21 protein-coding genes are annotated in these 22,861 nt (G+C 71.2%); 9 read left to right on the top strand and 12 right to left on the bottom strand.

Features of this window, described 5'->3' with window-relative positions; genetic code table 11:
* Positions 1-3: 3 nt before the first annotated feature.
* Entirely contained in the window at positions 4-327 is a 324-nt protein-coding gene (locus H4W81_RS37330) for a hypothetical protein (RefSeq protein WP_192779100.1), read from the bottom strand.
* A gap of 169 nt (positions 328-496) precedes the next feature.
* Here H4W81_RS37330 and H4W81_RS37325 point away from each other — a divergent pair, with 169 nt between their 5' ends.
* Together H4W81_RS37325 and H4W81_RS37320 are read left to right on the top strand one after the other, a co-directional pair.
* A complete protein-coding gene (locus H4W81_RS37325) occupies positions 497-3,583 on the top strand; it encodes a S8 family serine peptidase (RefSeq protein WP_192779099.1) in 3,087 nt (1,028 codons plus the stop codon).
* Positions 3,584-3,646: 63 nt separating this feature from the next.
* Positions 3,647-4,534 (top strand): alpha/beta fold hydrolase, encoded by an 888-nt coding sequence (locus H4W81_RS37320; protein ID WP_192779098.1) that lies wholly within the window; start codon positions 3,647-3,649, stop codon positions 4,532-4,534.
* Here H4W81_RS37320 and fxsT read toward each other — a convergent pair.
* From fxsT to H4W81_RS37285, 7 genes are all read right to left on the bottom strand, one after another.
* On the bottom strand, positions 4,503-8,321 hold the full coding sequence (fxsT, locus tag H4W81_RS37315; protein WP_225958983.1) for an FxSxx-COOH system tetratricopeptide repeat protein: 3,819 nt from the start codon (positions 8,319-8,321) through the stop codon (positions 4,503-4,505). The genes H4W81_RS37320 and fxsT overlap by 32 nt on opposite strands.
* Positions 8,318-9,391, bottom strand: coding sequence for a TIR-like protein FxsC (locus tag H4W81_RS37310; protein ID WP_192779097.1), 1,074 nt, complete (start codon positions 9,389-9,391; stop codon positions 8,318-8,320). Before H4W81_RS37310 ends, fxsT begins: the two co-directional genes overlap by 4 nt.
* Before the next feature lie 27 nt (positions 9,392-9,418).
* Entirely contained in the window at positions 9,419-10,171 is a 753-nt protein-coding gene (locus H4W81_RS37305) for an AAC(3) family N-acetyltransferase (protein WP_192779096.1), read from the bottom strand.
* On the bottom strand, positions 10,168-12,369 hold the full coding sequence (locus tag H4W81_RS37300) for an FxsB family cyclophane-forming radical SAM/SPASM peptide maturase (protein ID WP_192779095.1): 2,202 nt from the start codon (positions 12,367-12,369) through the stop codon (positions 10,168-10,170). Before H4W81_RS37300 ends, H4W81_RS37305 begins: the two co-directional genes overlap by 4 nt.
* Before the next feature lie 23 nt (positions 12,370-12,392).
* Positions 12,393-12,548 carry a hypothetical protein gene (locus H4W81_RS37295; RefSeq protein WP_192779094.1) on the bottom strand — a complete coding sequence of 52 codons (156 nt, stop codon included), beginning with the start codon at positions 12,546-12,548 and terminating at the stop codon, positions 12,393-12,395.
* Between the two features lie 110 nt (positions 12,549-12,658).
* Positions 12,659-13,402, bottom strand: a complete 744-nt coding sequence (locus H4W81_RS37290; RefSeq protein ID WP_192779093.1) for a class I SAM-dependent methyltransferase — start codon at positions 13,400-13,402, stop codon at positions 12,659-12,661.
* A gap of 23 nt (positions 13,403-13,425) precedes the next feature.
* Entirely contained in the window at positions 13,426-13,551 is a 126-nt protein-coding gene (locus H4W81_RS37285; protein WP_192779092.1) for a biotin/lipoyl-containing protein, read from the bottom strand.
* A gap of 138 nt (positions 13,552-13,689) precedes the next feature.
* Here H4W81_RS37285 and trpD point away from each other — a divergent pair, with 138 nt between their 5' ends.
* From trpD to H4W81_RS37265, 4 genes are all read left to right on the top strand, one after another.
* Positions 13,690-14,709: an anthranilate phosphoribosyltransferase gene (gene trpD / locus H4W81_RS37280; protein ID WP_225958982.1), complete on the top strand. Its 1,020-nt coding sequence runs from the start codon at positions 13,690-13,692 to the stop codon at positions 14,707-14,709.
* A gap of 11 nt (positions 14,710-14,720) precedes the next feature.
* Positions 14,721-15,230: a P-loop nucleotide/nucleoside kinase family protein gene (locus tag H4W81_RS37275; protein WP_192779090.1), complete on the top strand. Its 510-nt coding sequence runs from the start codon at positions 14,721-14,723 to the stop codon at positions 15,228-15,230.
* A gap of 191 nt (positions 15,231-15,421) precedes the next feature.
* Positions 15,422-16,225: a glycosyltransferase family 2 protein gene (locus H4W81_RS37270; protein WP_192779089.1), complete on the top strand. Its 804-nt coding sequence runs from the start codon at positions 15,422-15,424 to the stop codon at positions 16,223-16,225.
* Positions 16,141-17,079 carry a ketopantoate reductase family protein gene (locus H4W81_RS37265; RefSeq protein WP_192779088.1) on the top strand — a complete coding sequence of 313 codons (939 nt, stop codon included), beginning with the start codon at positions 16,141-16,143 and terminating at the stop codon, positions 17,077-17,079. The genes H4W81_RS37270 and H4W81_RS37265 overlap by 85 nt, the downstream gene beginning before the upstream one ends.
* On the opposite strand, the gene H4W81_RS37260 is transcribed toward H4W81_RS37265, so the two are convergent.
* Complete coding sequence (locus tag H4W81_RS37260) at positions 17,036-17,572, bottom strand: DUF6886 family protein (RefSeq protein WP_192779087.1); 537 nt, start codon at positions 17,570-17,572, stop codon at positions 17,036-17,038. The two genes, H4W81_RS37265 and H4W81_RS37260, sit on opposite strands and share 44 nt — an antisense overlap.
* Before the next feature lie 53 nt (positions 17,573-17,625).
* Here H4W81_RS37260 and H4W81_RS37255 point away from each other — a divergent pair, with 53 nt between their 5' ends.
* Positions 17,626-18,036: a hypothetical protein gene (locus tag H4W81_RS37255; protein WP_192779086.1), complete on the top strand. Its 411-nt coding sequence runs from the start codon at positions 17,626-17,628 to the stop codon at positions 18,034-18,036.
* Here the strand turns inward: H4W81_RS37255 and H4W81_RS37250 are convergent.
* Positions 17,985-18,386, bottom strand: coding sequence for a hypothetical protein (locus tag H4W81_RS37250; RefSeq protein WP_192779085.1), 402 nt, complete (start codon positions 18,384-18,386; stop codon positions 17,985-17,987). The genes H4W81_RS37255 and H4W81_RS37250 overlap by 52 nt on opposite strands.
* A gap of 61 nt (positions 18,387-18,447) precedes the next feature.
* Between H4W81_RS37250 and H4W81_RS37245 the strand changes: the two genes are divergently transcribed.
* Positions 18,448-20,352 carry a sensor histidine kinase gene (locus H4W81_RS37245; protein WP_192779084.1) on the top strand — a complete coding sequence of 635 codons (1,905 nt, stop codon included), beginning with the start codon at positions 18,448-18,450 and terminating at the stop codon, positions 20,350-20,352.
* On the opposite strand, the gene H4W81_RS37240 is transcribed toward H4W81_RS37245, so the two are convergent.
* Positions 20,325-20,798, bottom strand: a complete 474-nt coding sequence (locus tag H4W81_RS37240; RefSeq protein ID WP_192779083.1) for an NUDIX domain-containing protein — start codon at positions 20,796-20,798, stop codon at positions 20,325-20,327. The genes H4W81_RS37245 and H4W81_RS37240 overlap by 28 nt on opposite strands.
* 76 nt (positions 20,799-20,874) lie before the next feature.
* Between H4W81_RS37240 and H4W81_RS37235 the strand changes: the two genes are divergently transcribed.
* Complete coding sequence (locus H4W81_RS37235; RefSeq protein ID WP_192779082.1) at positions 20,875-22,125, top strand: MFS transporter; 1,251 nt, start codon at positions 20,875-20,877, stop codon at positions 22,123-22,125.
* Here H4W81_RS37235 and H4W81_RS37230 read toward each other — a convergent pair.
* Complete coding sequence (locus H4W81_RS37230; protein WP_318782257.1) at positions 22,048-22,740, bottom strand: MBL fold metallo-hydrolase; 693 nt, start codon at positions 22,738-22,740, stop codon at positions 22,048-22,050. The two genes, H4W81_RS37235 and H4W81_RS37230, sit on opposite strands and share 78 nt — an antisense overlap.
* Positions 22,741-22,861: the final 121 nt, after the last annotated feature.

Below are 22,861 nucleotides of genomic sequence, written 5' to 3'. Positions count from 1 at the left end.
GCGTCAGGTGCCCCCGCTCAGCTCGAAGGTGTGGACGCCAGGGTGGTCCTGGGGAAGCCCGCACCGCCACGACTCGTCAGGCGTCTCGGCCAGGCACGGCTTCGGTGTGACGAACTCGCGGACGTCACCGCGAAACCTGATCCACCATTCGTCGTCGAAGCCGGAGGTCTGCCCCAGCGCGAGGTGCGGACCCTCGTGACCGGCCTCCAGCTCGCAGGCGGCGGCGGGCTCGAGCTCGTGTGCGGGGTCGGGAAGCGCGTCCAAGCGAGCCAGCTCGTCGTCGGTGAAGACGATCAGCTCCGCACACGCTGCGCGTCGTGTGTTCATAGCGTCACCATATGGTCGCGCTCCGACGAAATCCGGGAGACCTACGGCCCTGACACCTTTCAATCGGCGCGGTCAAGGGTGATAGATCCGTTATCGAACCGATCCTCCATGAATGTCCGCGTACTGAACGATCGCTGGTTGACCCACCCCCCTCCAGAAGAGGTGACCAGTGAGAAAGCGGTTACTCTACGCCGCTGCCGCCCTGACCACGCTGGGAGCTCTGCTCCCGTCAGGGACCGCCGCCGCCGAACCCGACCAGCGGTTCGAGCGGCTGCCGGACGCCTACAACCACACCGGCGCCGTGCCCGCGGCCCTGGACCCGGCCCAGCAGGTCAAGGTCATGGTGCAGGTCTCGGGCGACCCGGTCGCCGCGGCCGAGGCGGACGCCGCCGACGCCGGCAGGACCATCGACAAGGCGTCGGCGCGCAGGGAGCTGAAGGCCACCCAGCAGGACGGCAAGCAGGCCGTCGAGGCCCTCGGCGGAACCGTCACCGCCACCTACACCGACGCCTTCAACGGCTTCGCCGCCACCGTCCCCGCTGACAAGATCGACGAGCTCGCCAAGGCGAGCGGCGTCGTGGACGTCCACCGGGCCAGGACCTTCGTCGCCGACAACGCGGCAGGCGGCTCCTACATCGGCGCCGACAAGGTCTGGCAGTACCTCGGCAAGACCGGCAAGGGCATCAAGGTCGGCGTCATCGACAGCGGCGTCGACTACCTGCACGCCGACTTCGGCGGCTCCGGCGTCGCGGCCGACTTCGCCGCCAACGACAAGACCGTGATCGAGCCGGGCTCCTTCCCCACCGCCAAGGTCGTCGGCGGCTACGACTTCGTGGGCGACGCCTACGACGCGGGCTCCAGCGACCCCGCGAAGTACGTGCCCAAGCCCGACCCCGACCCGCTCGACTGCGGCGGCCACGGCTCGCACGTGGCCGGCACGATCGCCGGTCAGGGCGTCACGACGGACGGCAAGACCTACACGGGCCCCTACGACGGCTCCACCTACGCCAAGGGCTTCACCGTGGCCCCCGGCGTCGCGCCCGAGGCCTCGCTGCTGGCCTACCGCATCTTCGGCTGCTCGGGCTCCAGCACGGAGGACGTCATCGTCACCGCCATGGAGCAGGCGCTCAAGGACGGCGTCGACGTCGTCAACATGTCGCTCGGCTCGCCGTTCGGCCGCGAGGACGAGCCGTCCGCGCAGGCCGTCAGGACCCTGACCAGGGCGGGCGTCACCGTCGTCGCCTCGGCGGGCAACAGCGGCCCGAACGCCTACATCACCGGCGCCCCCGCGGTCGCCACCACGGCGATCTCGGTGGCGGCGATGGACGTGGCGATGGCCCAGTTCCCCGCCGCGACCCTCACCTCGGGCAGCGGCGTCCTCACGCTGATCAACGCCAACAACGCGCCGGTGAGCGCCGGTTCGCTGCCGGTGGCGGTGCTGCGGACCAGCTACCCCAACGGGCCGCTCTCGCTCGGCTGCACCCCCGCCGACTACGCCGCCTACCCAGGCGGCGTCGCGGGCAAGCTGGTCGTCACGCTGCGCGGCTCCTGCGCCAGGGTCAAGCGGGCCATCCTCGGCCAGCAGGCGGGCGCGGCCGCCGTCGCGATGATCAACACCTCGGCCGGCTACCCGGTCTTCGAGGGCCAGATCACCTCCGACCCCGACACCGGCGTCCCGTACACCGTCACCATCCCGTTCCTGGGCTTCCAGCTCGCCGACCGGGCCGCGGCGGCCGCGCTCGACGGCCAGAGCGTCGCGCTGGCGGCGACCACGATGGTCAACCCGGCGTACGGCAAGCAGTCGCTGTTCAGCTCGGGCGGCCCCGGCAACGTCGAGAGCATGGCCAAGCCCGACGTCACCGCCCCCGGCGACAGCGTCGTCTCCGTCGGCGTGGGCACCGGCAACGGGCCCTCCACCAAGTCGGGCACCTCGATGGCCGCCCCGATGACCGCGGGCGTGGCCGCCCTGGTCACGCAGGCGCACCCGCGGTGGAAGCCGGGCCAGGTCAAGGCCGCGATCGTCAGCACGGCGGGGGCCGAGGGCAGGCACCGCGACTACAACGCCCGCATCGCGGGCTCCGGCGTGGTCGACGCCAAGGCCGCCGTGGAGACCAACGTCTTCGCGTCCACGCGCGGTAACGGCGGCAACCTGTCCTTCAAGTACGCCGTGATCGGCAATGACGGCTGGAGCGCCACCCAGCCCGTGGAGATCGCCAACAAGGGCGAGAGCACGGTCACCTACGACCTGGCCGCCGCCTTCAACGGTGACGCGCGCGGCGCGACCGTCGCGGTCCAGCCGTCGAAGGTGACCGTCAGGAAGGGCTCCAGCGTCACCGTCCAGGTCACCCTGTCCATCAGCGCCGCGGCCGCCGCCGCGCTGCCCGCCGCCGAGGCGTCCAACTTCGGCGCCCTCACCACCGTCCAGGGCGCGGTCACGGCGACGCCCCGTCAGGCCGCGCCCGGCGCGGGCCCGCTGCGGGTGGCCTTCCTCGCCGTCCCCGACGCCGTGTCCAAGGTGACCGCGGGCCGGGCCAAGATCGACGGCGACGCCGTCTCGGTGGAGCTGCGCAACACCGGCGTCCACGCGGGCACCGCCGACGTCTTCGCGCTCGGCGTGACCGACCCCGACGACGTCACGGGCGCCGAGGACTCCATGGACATCCGCGCCACGGGTGTGCAGGTCCTGCCCGGCGAGGTGCTCGGCGGCAGTGCCGAGGACCGCACGCTGGTCTTCGCGGTCAGCACTCACGGCCGCTGGTCGAGCGCCGCGGCCAACGAGTTCGACGTCGCGGTGGACACCGGCAACGACGGGACGACCGACTACTTCGTCGTCGGCGCGGACTACGGGGCCATGACCACCGGCTCCTTCGACGGCCGCATGGCCTCGTTCGTCTACACCGCGGCGGGCAGGCTGGTGGGCGCGTGGGTGGCCACGGCCCCCGCCAACAGCGGCACCGTCCTGCTGCCCGCGCCCGCCTCGGCGCTGGGGATCTCGGCCGCCAAGCCGTCCTTCTCCTACGGGGTCTCAGCGTTCTCGCAGGTTCCCGACGATCTGCTGGACCAGACGGGGGTCGCGGCGTTCGACGCCTACAACCCCGCCGTCTCCACGGGCGGCACGGTGTCGGTCGCGCCCGGCGCCACCGCCTCGCTGTCGCTGACGAGGAACCCGGCGGCCGCCCAGGCCCCCGGCTGGATGGTCGTCACCCTCGACGACCGTGCGGGCGTCCAGGAAGCCGACCTGGTCACCCTGCGCTGAACCCGGTGAGGGGGTACGGCATGCCGGCCGTACCCCCTCACGAATGTGGGCATAAATCCCGCTGTGACGACAGTCGTGCGCACCCTCGACGGCAGGAGACTCGCCGTCGAGGAGTGGGGATCCCCCAGCGGCAGCCCGGTCTTCCTGCTCCACGGCACTCCCGGCAGCAGGCTGGGCCCGAGGCCCAGGGCGGCGGTGCTCTACCGGCTCGGCGTCCGGCTGATCACCTTCGACCGCCCCGGGTACGGCGGGTCCGACCCGTCACCCGGCCGCAGGGTCAGGGACGTGATCGACGACGTGCTCGCGATCGCCGACGCGCTCGGCCTGGAGACCTTCGGCGTCGTGGGCCGGTCGGGCGGCGGCCCCCACGCGCTGGCCTGCGCCGCCCTCCTCCCCGAGCGCACCTCGAAGGCGGCCGTCCTGGTGGGCCTCGCACCTCGCACGGCCGAAGGGCTCGACTGGTTCGACGGGATGGCCGAGTCGAACGTCGTGGAGTACAGCGCCGCCTCGGCCGGCTACGACGTCCTCGCCGAGCGGCTCGGCGCGGCGGCCGCGCGGATCAGGGCCAACCCCGCCCAGCTCGTCGCCGGGCTCTTCCACGAGCTGCCCGAGGCCGACCGCAGGGTGGTGGCCGACGACGGCATCAGGAGGATGCTGTGGCGCAACTTCGCCGAGGGGCTGCGGCACTCGGCCGACGGCTGGGTGGACGACGCGATGGCCTTCATCGGGCCCTGGGGCTTCGACCCCGAGGTGATCGAGGTTCCGACGCTGCTGTGGCACGGCGAGGACGACGTGTTCTCCCCCGCCGCACACTGTCGCTGGCTCGGCGAGCGGATCCCCGGCTCGATCGTGACCGTGGAGAGGGGCGCGGCGCACTTCGGCGCGCTGTCGGTGCTGCCGGACGTGCTGCGGTGGCTGGTCACGTCGGCTGCGGCTCCAGGTCCCTGTTGAGGCGCCGCCACTCGCGCAGCGAGTCGGCGTTCGGGTGCTCTGCGCCGAGCACGTCCCTCATCAGCGCCAGGACCTCCCTCTGCTGGCCCGTGGAGCGCAGCGTGATCGCGAGGTTGGCGCGGCAGGCCAGGGTGTCGGGGTGCAGCGGGCCGAGCACCGTGCTGAGCAGGTCGGCGGTCCTGCGTTCGAGCGCCTCCGCCGCGTCGAGCTCGGACAGGTCGCCCAGGCAGTTGGCCAGGTTGACGGCGCACGACAGCGTGAAGGGGTGGCTCTCGGCCAGCCGTACCGTGAACGCCTCCAGGGTGCGCTCGCCCAGCTCCCTGGCCTCCTGCACGGCACCTGTCCCCCTCAGGTAGGTGACCAGGTTGTTGGCCACGACCAGCGTGTAGGGGTGCGTGTCGCCGAGCGACGCGCGGAAGTCGTCGAGGAGGTTCGCGGCGATGCGCCGCGCCCGCGGCTTGTCGTCCAGCGCCGACAGGCAGCAGGCGTACTCCAGCTCGGCCGCCTTGGTCTCGGGCGAGCCCGGGTAGTGCGCGAGGTAGCGCTCGTAGGTCTCCTTGGCCAGGTCGAGCGCCTCCTCCTGCGCTCCGGCCTTGCGCAGCGAGACGGCCAGGCTCTTGGCGGTGCGCAGGGTGTCGAGGAAGTCGTCGCCGAGCACGTCCTGGTAGGCGGCGAGCGTGCTGCGCAGCAGCCTGACCGAGACCGCGAACTGACCCGCCTCCCTGTGGTCGCGGGCCAGGTTGGCCTGGGAGAAGAGCGTGTAGGGATGCGAGGCGCCGAGCACGGCCTTGCGCCGCTCCAGCGTGTCCTGGTCGATCCGCCTGGCCGAGAAGCAGTCGCCGACCAGCCGGTAGGAGACCGCGAGGTTGTTGGCGGCGGCGAGCGTGCGCGGGTGCTCCTCGCCGAACAGCTCCTTGAACTGCGCGTAGGTGTTCTGGTCGAGATCGAGCGCCTGCCTGAACTCGCCGAGCCCGCGCAGGTCGGCGGCGAGGCTGCCGGAGGTCATGAGCGTGTGCGGGTGGCGCTCGCCGAGGACCACCCGCTGCCTGGCCACCACCTGCTCGTCCTCCTGCCTCGCCTCCCGGTAGCGGCCCTGCGACCTCAGCACGTTGGCCAGGTGGAAGCGCAGGTAGAGGGTCTGCCAGTGGTCACCGCCGTGCGCGCCGAGCCAGGCGGCCTCCAGCTGGCGACCGCGGTCGAGGGCGCGCTCGAAGTTGCCGCGCTTCCACGAGTAGCGGACCGAGTCGATGAGCAGCTGGCGGGTGTCCTCGTCGCCGCACTCGGCCGCCCGCGACGGGCTCAGGTGCGGCCAGATCAGGCTGTAGCGCGGCCAGTTCTCGGGGTCGTCCACGTCGCCCTGGCGCGGACGCGCGCCCACCAGCACGGTGTGCACGTCGTGGCAGGCCTTGGTCTGGGCCTCGTCGTCCATCTGGCTGCGGATGACCGCCTGCACCAGCCGGTGCACCTGGATGGTGTTGTCGCTCTGGTCCACCCTGGCCAGCGCGAACCTGTTGATCTCCCTGATCACGCTGCCCAGCATGAGCTTCTCGCGCAGGCTGTCGTCGTGCTCGCGCAGCAGCCTGACCATCTCGTCGCTGTAGATCATCGTCATCGAGATCGGGTCGGCCGAGAAGAACGCGCACAGCTGCAGCAGCCGCACGGCCGCGGGCGAGCGTCGCTTGAGCTGCTCCAGCGAGATGTTCCAGGTCGCGGCGACCGGCTTGGGCCCTCTGAAGGTGGGCAGCGCCCTGGTCAGCTCGGTCTCCAGCAGCTGCACGTAGTCGGCGGCGGGCATGCCGGTCTCGCTCAGCCACGCCCCCGCCTGGTCGACGGCGAGCGGCAGGAAGCCCAGGGCGGCGGCGACCTTCTCCGCGTCGCTCTCGGCCAGCCCCTCCACCCGCCTGCGCAGGTGCTCCACGCTCTCGTCGCGGCTGAAGACGTCCACCTCGAGCGGCGCGGCCACGGCCGACCACGCGGGGTTGCGCGAGGTGATGAGCACGTGCCCGGCCGCGCCCACGGGAAGGTAGTCGCCGAGATCGGCCAGCTCGGTCGCGTTGTCGAAGATCAACAGCCATCTCTGGTACGGCTCGCCGCGCCGCAGGCTCTCCAGCACGGCCCTGACCGTCGCCTCCTCCTGCTTGATCCCCAGCCTGGGGGCCAGCTCGTCGAGGAAGTTGTCGGCGATGCCGGCCGACTCCTCCGCCGACACCCACCACACGAGGTCGTAGTCGGCCATGAAGCGGTAGGCGTACTCCAGCGCGACCTGGGTCTTGCCCACGCCGCCGAGGCCGTACAGCGCCATGGGGAGGACGACCGCCTGGCCGGTGCCGACGAGCTGGTTGCGCAGCTCCTCCAGAACCGCGCTGCGGCCGGTGAAGGCCGCGTTGCGCGGCGGCAGGTTCCACACCCTCGGCGGCGTGCCGGGGTAGCGGGGGCCGATCGGGCCGTGCTCGGCGGGGTGCTCGGGCGACTGACCGGCCCTGCCGAAGGCGCGCAGCAGCACCTGCGCCGCCTCGCTCTCACCGAGCTGGTCGATGCGGACGCCGTCATGGGTGGGCAGGTCGCCGACGCGGATGGGGACATGGGGCGGGGGATCGTCGAGGAAGTGCCTGGTCCTGGGCGAGCGCTGGTAGGCGGGCGAGACGAGCACCGCGACCCTGGCGGCGCCGGGCAGCTCCCGCTCCCACTCGGGCAGATCGGCGCTGACGGTCACCACCTTCATCCCGCTCCTGCGCAGCAGCGCGGCGACCCAGTCGGCCCACATCCGGTCCTCGGGCACGTAGCTGAGCGCCAGCGTCCCCTCCTCGTCGGAGTCGGGCGGCGTGCGCTCGAAGGCGGCCAGCACCTGCGCGCGCACCTCCTCGCTCACCTGCGGCAGCCCGGTGACCTCGCCGCCGGTCACCACGGAGGTCAGCCGCTCGTACGCCGACAGGATCGACGAGGGCGAGGCGGCGACCTCGCCGAAGGTGGCCAGCGTCTCCTCGTAGGCGTAGAAGGGCACGTAGGGGATCTCGATCGCGGCCCAGTACTCCTCGGCGTCCACCCCCTTGGGGAAGCCCGCGAAGCGCCTGCGCGCGTGCGCCCTTCCCGCGTCGAGCTTCTTCTTCTCCCCCGGCTCGATGCGCATCGGCACCGGCAGGATCCTGATGTTCCTGTCGCGGTAGCGCTGGTCGATGTGCCGGGCCACGGCCGCGGCGCCCTCGATGCTCTGGTCGCTGAGCGTGAAGCAGTCGACGAGGATGTCGGGGAAGTGCACGGTGCAGATGTCGGCGATGTCGCTGAGGCCCGTACGGCTGTCGATCAGCACGTAGTCGTAGTGGCGGCGCATGTCGGCGCGTAGGGCGTCGAGGAAGACGCCGCCGCCGAGCCGCTCGTAGAAGTTGTCCCAGTCGAAGGTGGACACCAGCGAGGAGTAGTCGCGGTTCTGGCGGCCCGCCGAGATGAAGTCGATCGTGCCGCTGCCGGGAAAGTGGTCGTACTCCAGCGAGACCGCGCGCGGGAGCACCTGGGTGTACTCCAGGTGCCAGTCGGGGGCGCGCTCGACCGGCTGGAGGGCGGCGAAGGCGTAGTCGGTGATCAGCTCGATGACGCCGGGCGTCGCGCTGATCACGCCCGCGTCGAGAAAGGGATGGAAGAACCTGTGCAGGCCGGGCGACTCGAGGTCCCAATCGAGCGCCAGCACCTTCCTGCCGTTGGCGGCCAGGATCCAGGCCACGTTGGCCAGCGCCATCGTGCGCCCCGTGCCGCCCTTGTAGGAGTAGAAGGTAATGATCTCGCCCTCGCTCATGACCACTCCTCGGGGCCGCTCAACCTCGGCTTCTCGCTCGAAGGACCCGGCGGCGGGTACTCCGGGGCGCCGCGCAGGCGCCGCCACTCCGCCTGCCTGATCAGCTCGGCGACCGGGCCCAGGTCGGAGATCGGCCTGGCCTCGACCGTCTCGCGCACCGTCGCCTCCAGCCGCTCCCGCTCGGCCGCGCTCTGGCCGTCGCCCTCGTGCCACGGCACCAGCACGGGCGCCCGCAGCCCCGACACCGCGTCGCGGATTCCCTTGTCGGCCAGCGCCCACGGGTCGAGCAGGACCACGCCCGATTCACCGTTGTGCTGGTCGAGCGTGCCGACCACCGGGCGCAGCCCCTGCTGCCTGACGACCTCGGCCACCGCGTCCGCGAGCGTGACCGGCCCGGCGAACGGGTTCCAGTCGAGCGGCGTGTGCCCGTAGTAGGCCGCCTGCCTCCCCTCCGGGAGCGCTCCGGCCCGCGGCGCGACCACAGTGATGTGGTACGGCCTGCGCGGCTCGGCCGTGGCGAAGGCGTTGGGCTGGTCGCGGTAGTCGGGGATGGCCTGGTAGGGAACGTCGACCGTCCGGCCCACCTCGATGATCCTGCGGGCCAGCCACCAGACGCCCTCCTTGTACGCCTCCCTGAACCGGCGCAGCTTCATGATCCCGTAGATGCCGCCCGTGACGTACTCGCGCCCGAAGGCGGCGTGCTCGTAGTTGAGGATGCCCGCGCACTCGGGCACCGGCGTGTCGTAGAGCGGCGCCCACAGGACGGGCAGGATGGCCTCGGACCCCGGCCCGCAGCGCCTGCTGAAGGCGCCCCATTCCTTGCCGCAGTGCTCGCTGTCGAAATAGCCCATCGAGTAGACCGGTACGAACACCCTGCACGAGGAGAGCGCCTGCGACACGTGCGCGGGCCAGCTGCCACCTGCGGGCACCTGCTTGTCCATGAAACCGGGCTGTTCGGCATTGGCCACGACCCGCACGTCATCGGACAGATGTTTGAAAAAGCGCGCGACCCAGAGGTCGCTCACGTCGTTGCGCTTGTAACTCAGAAAGAAGTACGGGGATTCGGGCAACCCGCCTCCTTTCTGGGTGATTCAACTCTATTTCACAGCAAGCCAATTCACCGCGAAATCGACCGCGGGCGCAAGAGGCAACAGGCGACTTTTCGCCCGCCCAATACGCCCCTTTCGCGAAATATCCGTTTTGTCGAGATCGGCGCCGAGTCGCGGGAGGTGGGTGTCCCGCAGGTCGACGTCCTCGTACTCCCACCATCCCCCTTCCACGACGCAGCGGTAGGTCCTGAGCGGCGGGTCGGGCAGGCGGTACTCGGCCAGGTGCAGCGCCGTACAGGAGGAGTAGCCGACGCCCATCAGCAGGATCCACGCGTCGGCCTCGTAGAGCCTGGCCAGCGGCGAGCTCTCCCCGAGGTGGCAGTCCATGGCGTGGCCGTCCATCAACTTGGCCGCCATCGGGCCGAGCGCGGCGAAGGAGGTCTGCGGGTGGGCGCTGCGCACGGCGCCCTCCGTGGTCCTGACCTGCTCGGCGATCCGTCCCATGCCGACGGAGGGGGTGGCGGCGGGGTCGAAGGGGGGCATCGCCGCGCGGAAGGCGGCGATCTCGGGCTCCGTAAGACCGGCGATGCGGTTCAGGTGCTCGCGCGAGGTGTCGGAGTTGGCCGCCGTCTGGGTGGGCACCACGAGCGTGCCCTCCTCGCCGAGCACGTCGCGCAGCGCGCCGACCACGGTCGCGGGCTCGCTTCCGCCGATCCTGCTCAGCGCGCTGTGGACGAGCAGGACCTGACCCGCCGCGACGCCGAGCCGCCGCAGCTGCGCCGCCAGGCCGTCGCGGGTCATGTCCGGTCGAACCTGGCGCGGTGCCGTGCCCGCTCCTCCTGCGCCGCCCGCCGGGCCTCGGCCGGCACCGCCTCCGCCAGCCAGGGCGCGGCGCTCTCACGCATCCCCCGCACGAAGCGCTCGCCGAGCGGGGTCAGCGTTCCTGAGCCGAGCAGGGTCTCGATCGCCTGCGCGGTGTCGTCGCGCCACCGGGCGAACCGCTCCCGCCCCTTCGGGTCTCGGCGCGCCCGCCAGAAGTCGGTGACCGCCAGGTGCGCGTAGGCGCCCTGGAACAGACCCTCCAGCGGGCGCGGATCCTCCCGCCACGGGGCGTAGAACAGCCGGGTGTCGCAGGCGTCGAACAGGTCGAACAGGTCGAGCACCCCGCCCAGCTTCACGTGCTGGAACTCGTGCATGAGCAGCAGCGCCAGCGTCTCGGCGTCGGCGGGCAGGGTGGCGGCGATCGCGCCGAACGCCTCTCTCGCCGCCGAGCTGGTGTCGCGGCCGTGCGCCGGCGGGCTGAGCGGCGTCAGCGTGGTCAGCCCCTCGGCCATGGCCGGCAGGTAGGCGGGATGCTCCCGCCCGATCACCTCGACGGCCCCGGCGAACAGCTCCTGCCACGCCAGCGCCTGCTCGGAGGTCAGGCGGGGGGCGGGAGTCCACTGGTGGCAGTCGCGGTAGGGATCGGTATCCTCCAGGACCACCGACAGCCCGCCCGCCGTCAGCCGCCGCACCGGCTCCCACGCGTCGGCCGTGCTGATCGTGGTGCGCTCGGTGGGCATCACGCCGAGACCCGGCAGGCAGGCGACGCCTTCGCGCACCTCGACCTCGACCGTGGCCGTGACGCCCGCCCTGATCGCCGCCGCGGCGGCGATGTTGCCGAGGTGGGCCTCGCCCGCCGTACCGGCCAGCCGCCGGACGGCCCACGCGCGCACGTACGGGTGGGCGAGCACGGCGGCCAGCGCCTCGGGACGCTCGGCGTCGATCCGGGTCAGCAGCTCCCACGCGGGCCCGCGCGCGGCCGCCGCGGTCAGCGCCACCCTGCGCAGGCTGGCCTGACCGGCCGCCAGCGCCCCGACCGCCGCCGCCCCGCCGTGGCCCGCGGCCAGCTCACCGAGCTGCGCCGAGGTCAGCTCGTGCGTACGGCGCAGCCGCCCCCGCACGTGCGTGATCAGCTGGAGCAGGTCCGCGCAGTAGACGCTCGGATTGTCGAAACCGCCCGCCCGGTAGCGATGCGGGTAGAGCCCCCCGCCGCAGCTGTCGACCACGGGACAGCGCCTGCAGGTCTCCGCCAGCCCGTCGAGCCCGCGCTGCCTGGCCCGGATCCCCGGATGCGCGGCGACGTCGTCCAGCGTGTGGCGGAAGACGTCGAGCCCGGTCTCCGGCGCCCCGTCGTAGGCCGACTTCAGCGAGTCGACCTGCTCGTAGGCCCCGTCGGTCTCGATGACGACCAGGTCGCTCGGCTCCAGGCCGAGCGCCTCGGTGAAGCTGGGCCCGCCCCGCGACGTGGACTCGATGGAGTCGAACAGCCGCACCGCCATCGGCCTGCCGTCGGCCACCCACCTGTCGAAGACCGCGGTCAGCCAGTCGCCCGCGCCGGTCGGGGGCGGCTCCTCCCACGTGGCGTGCGGGAGCAGGAAGTCGACCCGCGGCGGCTCCTGCTCGGCCAGCGCCTCGTAGACGGCGATCGGGTCGCCGGCCACGTCGACCGTGCACAGCAGTCCCGCGTAGAGGTGCGGCCTGGCACGCAGCCTGGCCAGGCTCGCCAGGACCCGGGCGTGGCTGCCCCGGCCGTCGGCGTAGCGCCGATGCCGGTCGTGGGCGGCCCTGTCGCCGTCGAGCGAGACGCCCACCTTGACGCCTTTCTCCTCGAACACCTCGAGGAAGTGGTCGTCGAGGAGCAGGCCGTTGGTGTGCAGGCGCAGGTCGAGGCGGCACAACCCGGTCAGCGCCGACTCCAGCGCCTCGGCGATCGCCAGCAGCCTGCCCGGCCCCGCCAGCAGCGGCTCGCCCCCGTGGAGCACGACGGCGACCTGGTCGAGACCGTGGCTCTTGACGTGCTCGGCGATGCGCAACGCGCTCCAGGCGATCGTCTCCTGTGACATCACCTTGGGCCGTCGTCGCCAGCTCTGGTCGGCGTGCTCGTAGACGTAGCAGTGATCGCAGGCCAGGTCGCACCTGCTGTGCACCTTGAGAACGAACTGGCGGAACGGCACCATCGCCGTCCTCCCCTCGGCCTCGGTCAGATGGAGGAGTTGAACGCCGCCACGGAAATGCTCGGGGCGTCCGGGACCACACGGCGGACGACGCTCGCCAGCTCTTTCTCACACAGACTGCTCAACGGGACGTCACGCACATCCACGACGCCCGAGATCACCGCTGTGGCCTCTTTGTCCATGTCTGATCCATCGCTCGAAAAAACCCCGAGGGGATTTCAAGGGGAGTCTAATCCTGGCCACGGCCGCGGAATCTCGTCGCCCGAGGCAAAAGTCCCGTCCGCAAACACAGTCATCGAACCGCACTCCTCGTGGCGGTGCGGAGTTCGGTGAGGTAGCGCTTGGTGATCTGCCCGCCGTACCTCGTCTCGATGAGCGAGCCCACGCAGTCGAGCAGGGCCGCGCGGGCGGGGAGGGCGCGGGTGCCCGAGTAGGTCGACAGCAGGTCGAGGTAGGACGCGGTGGTGTAGGTGACCTCCCACTCCCAGCGCTCGAAGGCGGGCGGGTCGAAGCCGGGCAGCGGCTCGGGATCATGCGGGATCGAGGAGCCCGGTCGCAGGCGGAGGCCCGGCGGCGTGGCGGGGTCGAAGCGTTCGTAGCACTCCTGGAGCTCGGCGAAGAAGGCCGAGGTCCCGCCCTCCACGTGGTGGGTGGCGACGGTGGCCAGCAGGCCGCCCGGCCGGAGCGCGGCGCGCGCCTTGGCCACCCGGACCTCAGGGTCCAGCCAGTGGAAGGACGTGGCCGCGAACACCACGTCGTACGGCTCGGCGGGCAGCGGCCACATCTCGAAATCGGCGGTGACGATCTCCGCGGACGGCACGCGGAGCCGCGCCATGGCCGCCAGCGACGGCCCGAGCTCGACGGCGGTCACCCGGCAGCCCACGGACAGCAGGCCCCTGGTCGCCTGGCCGGTGCCGCAGCCGATCTCCAGCACCCGCGAGCCACGGGGGATGCGGGAGAACAGCTCGGCGGGGTAGCCGGGCCTGGCCCTGTCGTAGCGGGCGGCGTCCTCGTCGAAGATGCGTCTCAGCTCCATGATCCATCCCTCAGGACAGCGCGTCAGGGTCCTCCGCCGCCGCCATTCATGGACTCGACGATGGCGATCGGAGCGCCCTGCCGTACCAGGTCGCCCTCGGCGACCTCGACGCTGACCACCGTGCCCATGAGGGGAGAGAGCACCGACATGTTGGTAGCATGTCACGTCATGATCGCGAATTTCTGGTGGCCCGCCTCCTAGGCGGCACGTCGCGACATCCGATGACCGCCTCGGCGAGGCGGTCGGCTGCTCGGTCTCCTTGTCGAAACCACGACTGGAGACAGCACATGACGACCTGGTCCGCACTTCTCGGCACCCTGCTCGACGGCGGATCGCTGCGCGCGGAGCAGACCGCGTGGGCGATGCGGCAGATCATGGCGGGCGCGGCGACCGACGCCCAGATCGCCGGGTTCGCGGTGGCCCTGCGCGCCAAGGGCGAGAGCGTCGCCGAGGTGTCGGGGCTCGCCGACGCGCTGCTCGACGGGGCGACCCCGGTCGGCGTGCGGGGTGACGCCGTCGATCTCGTGGGAACGGGGGGCGACCAGGCGCACACGGTGAACATCTCCACGATGGCCGCGATCGTCGCGGCGGCGGCCGGTGCCAGAGTCGTCAAGCACGGCGGCAGGGCCGCGACGTCCTCCTCCGGTGCCGCGGACGTGCTGGAGGCGCTCGGCGTGGCGATCGACCTGCCGCCCGCGCGGGCCGCGCGCGTCGCGGACGAGGTGGGGATCGCCTTCCTGTTCGCGCCGCACTACCACCCCGCTTTCCGGCACACCGCGGGGCCCAGGAGGGAGCTCGGGACGCCGACCGTCTTCAACTTCCTCGGGCCGCTGGTCAACCCGGCCAGGCCGAGGGCGCAGGCGGTCGGGGTGTTCCACGCGCGGATGGCGCCGGTGATCGCCGGTGTGCTGGCCGCGCGGGGGTGCACGTCGCTGGTGTTCAGGGGCGACGACGGGCTGGACGAGCTCACCACGACGGGCCCGTCCACGATCTGGGAGGTCCGCGACGGACGCGTGACCTCGGCCCGCTTCGACCCCGCGACGCTGGGAATCCCCAGGGCCGTCATCGACGACCTCAGGGGCGGCGACGCGGCGCACAACGCCGGTGTGGCGAAGGCGGTGCTCGGCGGGGCGAAGGGCCCGGTGCGCGACATCGTCTGCCTGAACGCCGCCGCCGCGCTGGCCGCCGCGAGCGGGGACGGCGTCGCGGGTCTCGGCGCGGCCTACGAGCGCGCTCTCACGGCGATCGACTCGGGCGCGGCGACCGGCTTGCTGGATCGCTGGGCCGCCGCGACGCGGGCCGTATAGGGTCGCATACCATGATCATCTGGCTCAACGGACCCTTCGGCGCGGGAAAGACGACCACCGCCAACGAGCTGGTCAGGCTGCTCCCCGGCGCGCACTTCTTCGACCCCGAGATGGTCGGCTTCTTCCTGCGGCACATCCTGCCCGACGCGCCCGCGGGCGACTTCCAGGACCTCCCCGCCTGGCGGGCGCTGGCCGCCGAGACCGCCCTGCAGGTGCACGCCCACTACGGCGGCCCGCTGGTCATCGCGATGACGCTGCTGCGTCAGGACTACTACGACGAGATCTTCACCGCGATCAGGACCAGAGGCGTCGACATCCGCCACTACGTCCTGGACGTGGAGCACGACGAGCACGTGCGCAGGATCGAGACGGACGAGGTCGAGGCGGGCGCCAGGGAGTGGCGGCTGCGGCACATCCCCCGCTACCGCGAGGCGCTCTCCTGGCTCCACGACACCGCCGAGATCATCGACACCACCCGCGAGCCCGCCGCCGACGTCGCGGCCAGGATCGCGAAGGGCTGATTCCAACCATTTTTCGGAGCTCTTGTCAAGAGCAAGCAAGGGGATCATCACCTGCCGCCCGCCCAAAACCTGATACCGCAGGTCAGGTGGAGCTCCAACGCTGTCCACAAATGCCCGCAATGCGGAAGATCCGCACCGCTTGCAAGAGGATGTCAAGCGAAATGCAGGCGCTCAAGCGGACCTTGGGGGACATGAACAAAGGCCCGTTCTCCGCCACGGTCAGTGTGGTGGTCCCCGCACTGAACGAAGCCGACAATCTGCCACACGTCTTCGCGACCCTGCCCGCCTGGATCGACGAGGTGATCCTGGTGGACGGCAACTCGACCGACGACACCGTGGCCGTCGCTCTCAGCCTCCGTCCAGACCTGCGCGTCGTCACGCAGAGCAGGAGGGGCAAGGGCAACGCGCTGACCGAGGGATTCGCCGCCGCCAAGAGCGACATCATCGTCATGATCGACGCTGACGGCTCCACCGACGGCCGGGAGATCGGCCTCTTCGTCCAGGCGCTGGTCGAGGGCGCCGACTTCGCCAAGGGCTCGCGCTACGTCGAGGGCGGCGGCTCCGACGACATCAGCCCGACCCGCTCCTTCGGCAACAGGGCGCTGACCTTCATCACCAACCGGTTGTACGGCACGCGCTACACCGACCTCTGCTACGGCTACAACGCCTTCTGGTCCCGCCACCTGGAGGCCATGGCGCTCGACTGCGACGGTTTCGAGATCGAGACGCTGATGAACGTCAGGGCGGCCCAGGCAGGGCTGGCCATCACCGAGGTACCGAGCCACGAGCGGTGCCGCATCCACGGGGTCAGCAACCTCCACGCCGTCAGGGACGGGTGGCGGGTGCTGAAGACCATCCTGCGCGAGCGGGTGAAGGGAAGCGCGCGCCCAAAGGATGACATCCTGACGACATGCGCTACGTCATCATCGGGGCAGGGGCGATCGGCGGGACGATCGGCGGTCGCCTCTTCTGGAGCGGGCACGATGTCGTCCTGATCGCGAGAGGGGCGCACTACGAGGCGCTCAGGACCAAGGGACTGCGCCTGGTCACCCCCGACTCCGACGAGACGCTCCCTGTTCCGGCCGCCGACGGGCCCGTGGACGGCGACGTGTTGATCGTGGCGACCAAGTCGCAGGACACGCTCGCCGCCCTCGACCCGTGGCCGCGCCATCTGCCCGTGGTGTGCGCGCAGAACGGCGTGGCCAACGAGCGGATGGCGCTGCGGCGCTTCGAGCACGTCTACGGCATGTGCGTCTACCTGCCCGCCCTGCACCTGGAGCCGGGCCTGGTGGCCGCCTACGGCTCGCCGCTGTCCGGCTCGCTGTACGTCGGGCGTTATCCACAGGGTGTGGACGACCTGTCCGAGACGATCGCCGCGGACCTGGCCAAGAGCGCGTTCGCGGCGCGGGCCGTCCCCGAGGTCATGCCGTGGAAGTACGGCAAGCTGCTCAGCAACCTCGGCAACGCCGTCGAGGCGCTGTGCGGGCGCGAGCCCGGCGTCAACGAGCTGGTCGAGCGGGCCAGAGCCGAGGGCGGCGCCGTGCTGGCCGCGGCCGGCATCGCCCACCAGGGCGGCGAGCAGGTGAAGACCGGCGACATCGAGGGCATCGAGCGCGGTGGCGGCTCGTCGTGGCAGAGCCTGGCCAGGGGCAGCGGCTCGATCGAGGCCGACTACCTCAACGGCGAGATCGTGCTGCTCGGCCGCCTGCACGGGGTGGCCACCCCGGTCAACGAGGTGCTGCAGCGCGAGGCGGTCGACGCGGCCCGCGAACGGCGAGGGCCGGGGTCGATGACCGTCGAGCGGCTCAGCTCGTTGATCGCCGAGCGTTCCGCAGCCGTATCCCGCTGAACTCCATCGTGCTGGCCGTCACCTGGTTCCAGAACGGCCATAGGTTGTCCAGCACGCGCAGCTGGATCCCGGCCTCCTCGTGCAGCTCGATGAGGTCGGAGACGGGCTCGGGCGGGCCGAGCGGCACGACGGGTTCCTGGGCGACCACGGCGTGCGGCGGCTCGCCGATCGGCACGAAGGGGTCGGCGGGCAGCCGGTAGGCGTACAGCCGCACCTCCATCATCGCCTTGAGCCAGCCGTACTCGATGGCGTGCACGCGCTCGCCGCAGCCCGCGCCGACGATGCGCTCGACGTCCCACGGCCGGGTCTGCGGGCCCTTCCAGGCCATCGCCCGCGGGCAGTGGCGCGGAAACCAGTAGTCGGGGCAGCGGTCGAACCCCACGGCCCAGACGTACGGCCGCGTCTGGCGCGAGGTTCTGGCGACGTGAGGGACGAACTTCTTGATCGTTGGATCTTCGGAGAAGTGAAGCACCTGGCCCGCGTCTGGTCGCATGACTCCATCATTACCGGGCAGAGGGGATCAGGCTCTGAAGAAAGGTGAGGTCAATGATCGTGTTGGGCCTGATCCTGGTCCTGCTGGCGGGCGCGGCGATCTACGTGGTCGCCATGGAGCCCGATACCTCCTACACAGTTTTCGGCTACACCTTCCAGCCGTCGCACCTGGAGATGTTCCTCACCGGTGCGGTGACGGCCGGAGTTCTGCTCCTGGGTATTTCGCTGCTCGCCTCGGGTTCGCGCAGGTCGGCCGCGCGCCGGCGCAAGCTGCGTGAGGTCCGCCACCAGGCTGACGACCGCGTGGCCAAGCTCGAGGACGAGAAGCGGCAGCTGGAGCGCAAGCTGCACGAGGACGACAGCGCGGCGCCGGCGACGGACACCGTGCCGCGCCAGGCCACGCACACCGACGATCACCTGGTCGCCGGGCGTCCCTCCGAGGAACGCTCTCGCCACAAGGCGTAGCCGGTGATCAGGGCGCCGAGCCCTTCCCACAGCCCCACCCCGAGGAACTCTGAGGGCGCGGCGCCCGTGATCACCAGCGTGCTGAACACCGCGAACGTCACCAGCCTGAACGGCACGGTCCACAGGAAGAACGGCCGCCAGTCCGACGCCGCGGCGAGCATGTAGTACACGCCCATGTTGACCGCCGCCATCGACGACGCGGCCATGTAGACCTTCGTGTAGTCACCGGGGCCGCGCGCCGCCACCACTTCGAAACCCAGCAGTCCGAGCAGGCTGTCGGGGCTGAGCAGGCCGAACAGCCCGAGCGCGAAGGCCAGGAACCCGAAGACGGCTATCGTCCATCCAGACATTGATCGGGGCAAGCGCACGGGAAGCCTCCCAAAAGGGTGTGATCTGCGAGACGATCTCACCATGAAAAGGCGCCTCACCCGTCCCGGCCGCCCCATCGCGCTCAAGCTGCTCGTCCTGCTGTCCGTCCCGCTGATCTCGCTGGTCGGGCTGTGGGCGTTCGCCGCGAGCCTGACCGGCGGTGACGGGCTGCGCCTCCTGGAGATCAACAATCTGGTCACCAACCTGGCCGACCCCTCCGAGCAGATCAACATCCAGCTCCAGCGCGAACGGCTGGCCTCGGCCGAGTTCCTCTCGTCTGCCGCGCCGTACAGGGAGCTCATCAACCAGCGCAGCAGGACCGACACCGCCGTGGCCGCCTTCCGCCGGCGCGCGAGCCTGCAGGAGAACCTGTCACCGGAGATGGCCGTCCAGCTCAAGGCACTGAACGACGAGCTGGACCGCATTCCGGAGGTCCGCAGAGGCGTCGACGCTCGCTCGATCGACCCGATCCAGATGATCATCACCTACAGCGACATCGTCGACGCCTCCTTCCGCATGTACGACCAGATGATCCTGGTGCCGGACATGGCGCTCTACCGCGTGGCCAGATCGGTCAGCATGCTCGGCGAGGCCAAGGAACTGCTCTCGAGGGAGCGGGCGATGATCGTGCACGTGCTCGCGACCGGCCGGGTCGGGGCGAGCGAGCGCGCCCTGTTCACCGAGATGTCGGCCACCCGCAGGCTCCTCTACGCCCAGGCGCTCGCCCACCTCGGGCCCGGGCTCGACGCCGCCTACCGGCAGCTGTCCGCCGCGCCCGTCTACCGCGACTTCGTCGCGATCGAGGACGCCATCCGCGGCCAAGCCACCGCCAACGGGCTGCCCGCCACCTCCAACACCTGGCGCACCAGCAGCGACAACCTGGCGCGAGTCGTCGAGCGCAACCAGTACGAAGCCGTGCAGGGCCTGGTCGATCGCGTCACGCCCACCGCCGTGAACATCCTGGTCAAGATCGGCGTGGCCGGCGGCGTGGGCCTGGTCGCCGTCGTGGCCGCGATCGTGCTGTCCCTGCGCTTCAGGCGGCGCCTGGTGCGCGAGCTCGCGGGCCTGCGCGACGCGGCCACCGAGCTGGCCGAGGTACGGCTGGCCGTCCTGGTCGAGCGCCTGCGCAAGGGCGCGACCGACCACCAGGTCGAGCCGCTCGTCCTCGACGCGCACACCACCGAGGTGCGCGACATCGTGCACGCCTTCAACACCGTCCAGTCCACCGCCGTCGAGGCGGCCGTCGACCAGGCGAAGCTGCGCGACGGTGTGCGACACGTCTTCGTCAGCCTGGCCAGGCGCAACCAGTCACTGCTCCATCGCCAGTTGCTGCACCTGGACGGCATGGAGCGGCGCGCCGAAGACGCGCAGACGCTGGAGGACCTGTTCAAGCTCGACCACCTCACCACCCGCATGCGCAGGCACGCCGAGAGCCTGATCATCCTGTCGGACCAGGCGCCGGGCAGGGGCTGGCGCAAGGCCGTGCCGGTGGTCGACGTGCTCAGGGCGGCGGTCTCCGAGGTGGAGGAGTACGCCAGGGTCGAGGTGCCGCAGCCGCCGAAGACGGCCGTGGCGGGAGCCGCCGCGACGGACATCGTCCACCTCCTGGCCGAGCTGGTGGAGAACGCCACCCTGTTCTCACCGCCGCGGACCAGGGTGGACGTGCGGGCGCTCACCGTGCCCGAGGGGCTGCTCGTCGAGGTCGAGGACCGCGGGCTCGGGCTGCCGCCAGCCGAGCTCGACCAGCTCAACGCGCGCCTGGCCGAGCCGCCCGAGTTCGACCTGGCCGAGAGCGACAGGCTGGGCCTGTTCGTGGTGTCCAGGCTGGCGGCCAGGCACGGGATCGCCGTGCGGCTGCGGCCTTCGCCGTACGGGGGGATCACGGCGGCGGTGACGCTGCCGCAGGCCCTGCTGTCGGATCAGCCCGCGCTGACGGGCGGCAGGTAGCGGGTCGTGCCGCCGGCCCTGGCCGCGGCGGCCGCGGTCACCCTGTCGTGCATCCACGGCGGCAGCAGCGACGCGGCCTCCTCCTCGGTGAAGAAGCCGTAGTCGTCGAGCTCCTCGGCCTGCAGCTTGATCGGGGCGTCGACGTCGATGACGCCGCAGTCGAAGACGAAGTTGATCAGCGGGTACGGCCTGCCGTCGCGCGGGCCCACCCACTGGACGACCAGAAGCTCGCCGACAGGGAGCGCGAGGCCGAGCTCCTCCACGAGCTCGCGGGCGCAGGCCTGGGCGGGGTGCTCCCCCTCGTCCACGGCGCCGCCCGCGAAGCTCCAGTGCGGCCGGTAGTTGGGCTTGACCAGCAGCGCCCTGCCCTGCGGGTCGGTGATGTAGGCGCCCGCGCCCACCAGCACCCTGTGCAGCGACTCCCAGAACTCCGTGTCCACGCTCACGTCGATCAACCTACAGCGCGGAGGTCGCCAACCCCGACTCCGACCACTTCCGAGTAAAAAGATAGGGTTTGTCACCATGACACGACGCGCGTTGATCTTTTGGATGACGGGCGTCCTGGCCTACTTCGTCGCGGTCTTCCATCGGCAGTCGCTCGGTGTCGCCAGTCTGGAGGCCGCCGCCCGCCTCGAACTCGGCGCGTCGGGGCTGGCCACGCTGGCGATGCTGCAGCTGCTCGTCTACGCGGTCATGCAGATCCCGGTCGGCGTGCTGGTCGACCGGCTCGGGTCCAAGCGCATGCTGCTCATCGGGGCCCTGGTCATGTCGTGCGGCCAGGTCGTCTTCGCCTTCGCCGACGACCTGCTGCTCGGCCTGGCGGCCAGGATGCTGGTCGGCGCGGGCGACGCCATGACCTTCATCAGCGTGATCAGGCTGGTCAACCTCTCCTTCCCGGCCCGGCGCAACCCGGTGATGGTGCAGCTCACCGGCCTCATCGGCCAGTTCGGCGCGATCGCGTCCACCGTGCCGATCATCGGCTCCCTCCACGCGTACGGCTGGACGCCCACCTTCCTCGGCGCCGCCGCGATCGGCGTGGTGGCGACCGTCCTCGTCGCGGCCGTCCTGCGTGACGGACGCCCGTCGGCGGCCCGGCGCGAACCAGGGCTCAAGGCCGCGTGGATGCAACCGGGCACCAGGCTCGGCATGTGGACCCACGCGGCCACGCAGTGCTCGGCCGCGGCGTTCCTGCTGCTGTGGGGCTACCCCTACCTCGTCCAGGGCCAGGGGCTGGCCCCCGCGACCGCCGGCGTGCTGCTGTCCACGCTGACCGTGGTCGGCATGATCTGCGGGCCGATCCTCGGCTACCTGGCGGGCCGCTACCCGCTGCGCCGGTCGTGGCTGGTGCTCGGCGTCACCGGATCGACGGCGCTGGTATGGACGGCGGTGCTGCTGTGGCCGGGGCGGGCGCCGCTCTGGCTGCTGGTGGTGCTGATCGTGGTCCTCGCCTCGAACGGTCCCGGCTCGATGATCGGTTTCGACTACGCCAGGACGTTCAATCCCGCGGGCCGCATCGGCGCCGCCACCGGCATCGTGAACGGCGGCGGCTTCCTCGCCTCGATGTCGGTGATCGCGCTGGTCGGCGTCGCCATGGACCTCACCGGCGACTACCACTGGGCGATGGCCGTGCAGTACCCGGTGTGGCTGCTCGGCGCGGTGCAGGTGCTGCGCTACCGCGCCAAGGCCCGCAGGCTGCTAGCCCAGCTCGACGAACGGCTCGGGGAAGTGGGCGGTGCCCAGCAGCCGGCCCTCCGCGCGCAGCCTGCCGACTAGCTCCAGGCGCGTCTTCGCGGCCAGGTCGGAGTCGTCGTCGTAGACGTAGCGGATCGAGGGATCGGCCAGCTGCACGGGATGGTGCAGGACGTCGCCTGCCATGGTGAAGTGGCCTACCTCGACCGCCTGGTGTCCGGGGGTGTGCCCGGGCGTCAGCCGGACCACGACGCCGGGGGCGACCTCCGCGTCGCCGTCGACCACGTGCAGCAGCTCCTTGATCGGATCGAGGAAGCCGTTGCCCTCCAGCTCGGCGCGCTGGACGACGTGGCGGGCGTTGGCGAACACCGGGGCGCCGTCCAGGATCGTGCCGCCCGCGTGGTCACTGTGCAGGTGCGTGATGATCACCGTGTCGACGTCGGCGGGGGCCACACCCACCGCGGCCAGCTCGCTCAGGAGGCTGCCGGGGGCGGGGGCCCACGTGGAGGTGGGGCCGATGCCGGTGTCGACGAGCGTGACGTGGCCCCTGCCGTCCTGGATCAGGAAGCAGTGGAAGTGGAGGATCCACTCGCCCTCGTCCACCTCCGCGCCGAGAAAGGTCTCGAGGAACGGCAGGCGGAGGGAGGGTCCCATCGGGCCGACGGCATCACACAACGGGGTGATCTCGACGTCGGCCACGTTTCTTGGCTTATGCGGCATCCGTCAACGCTAGCCGCGGAACGTACTCGTTCTCCACATCGGCTGCGTAGACCGCGCGACGGCAGCGGGCGCAGCGGAACATGATCGGCCCCTCGTCGAG

Source organism: Nonomuraea africana (genome assembly GCF_014873535.1).
GTDB lineage: Bacteria > Actinomycetota > Actinomycetes > Streptosporangiales > Streptosporangiaceae > Nonomuraea > Nonomuraea africana.
This window is presented reverse-complemented; position numbering and strand designations above follow the sequence as displayed.

Coding starts and splice junctions, on each gene's coding strand:
- trpD (WP_225958982.1), top strand. CDS start 13,690: ATGACGACCTGGTCCGCACTTCTCGGCACCCTGCTCGACGGCGGATCG.
- H4W81_RS37305 (WP_192779096.1), bottom strand. CDS start 10,171: ATGACCCGCGACGGCCTGGCGGCGCAGCTGCGGCGGCTCGGCGTCGCG.
- H4W81_RS37270 (WP_192779089.1), top strand. CDS start 15,422: ATGAACAAAGGCCCGTTCTCCGCCACGGTCAGTGTGGTGGTCCCCGCA.
- H4W81_RS37275 (WP_192779090.1), top strand. CDS start 14,721: ATGATCATCTGGCTCAACGGACCCTTCGGCGCGGGAAAGACGACCACC.
- H4W81_RS37295 (WP_192779094.1), bottom strand. CDS start 12,548: ATGGACAAAGAGGCCACAGCGGTGATCTCGGGCGTCGTGGATGTGCGT.
- fxsT (WP_225958983.1), bottom strand. CDS start 8,321: ATGAGCGAGGGCGAGATCATTACCTTCTACTCCTACAAGGGCGGCACG.
- H4W81_RS37255 (WP_192779086.1), top strand. CDS start 17,626: ATGATCGTGTTGGGCCTGATCCTGGTCCTGCTGGCGGGCGCGGCGATC.
- H4W81_RS37300 (WP_192779095.1), bottom strand. CDS start 12,369: ATGGTGCCGTTCCGCCAGTTCGTTCTCAAGGTGCACAGCAGGTGCGAC.
- H4W81_RS37250 (WP_192779085.1), bottom strand. CDS start 18,386: ATGTCTGGATGGACGATAGCCGTCTTCGGGTTCCTGGCCTTCGCGCTC.
- H4W81_RS37260 (WP_192779087.1), bottom strand. CDS start 17,572: ATGCGACCAGACGCGGGCCAGGTGCTTCACTTCTCCGAAGATCCAACG.
- H4W81_RS37245 (WP_192779084.1), top strand. CDS start 18,448: ATGAAAAGGCGCCTCACCCGTCCCGGCCGCCCCATCGCGCTCAAGCTG.
- H4W81_RS37290 (WP_192779093.1), bottom strand. CDS start 13,402: ATGGAGCTGAGACGCATCTTCGACGAGGACGCCGCCCGCTACGACAGG.
- H4W81_RS37265 (WP_192779088.1), top strand. CDS start 16,141: ATGCGCTACGTCATCATCGGGGCAGGGGCGATCGGCGGGACGATCGGC.
- H4W81_RS37285 (WP_192779092.1), bottom strand. CDS start 13,551: ATGTCGGTGCTCTCTCCCCTCATGGGCACGGTGGTCAGCGTCGAGGTC.
- H4W81_RS37330 (WP_192779100.1), bottom strand. CDS start 327: ATGAACACACGACGCGCAGCGTGTGCGGAGCTGATCGTCTTCACCGAC.
- H4W81_RS37235 (WP_192779082.1), top strand. CDS start 20,875: ATGACACGACGCGCGTTGATCTTTTGGATGACGGGCGTCCTGGCCTAC.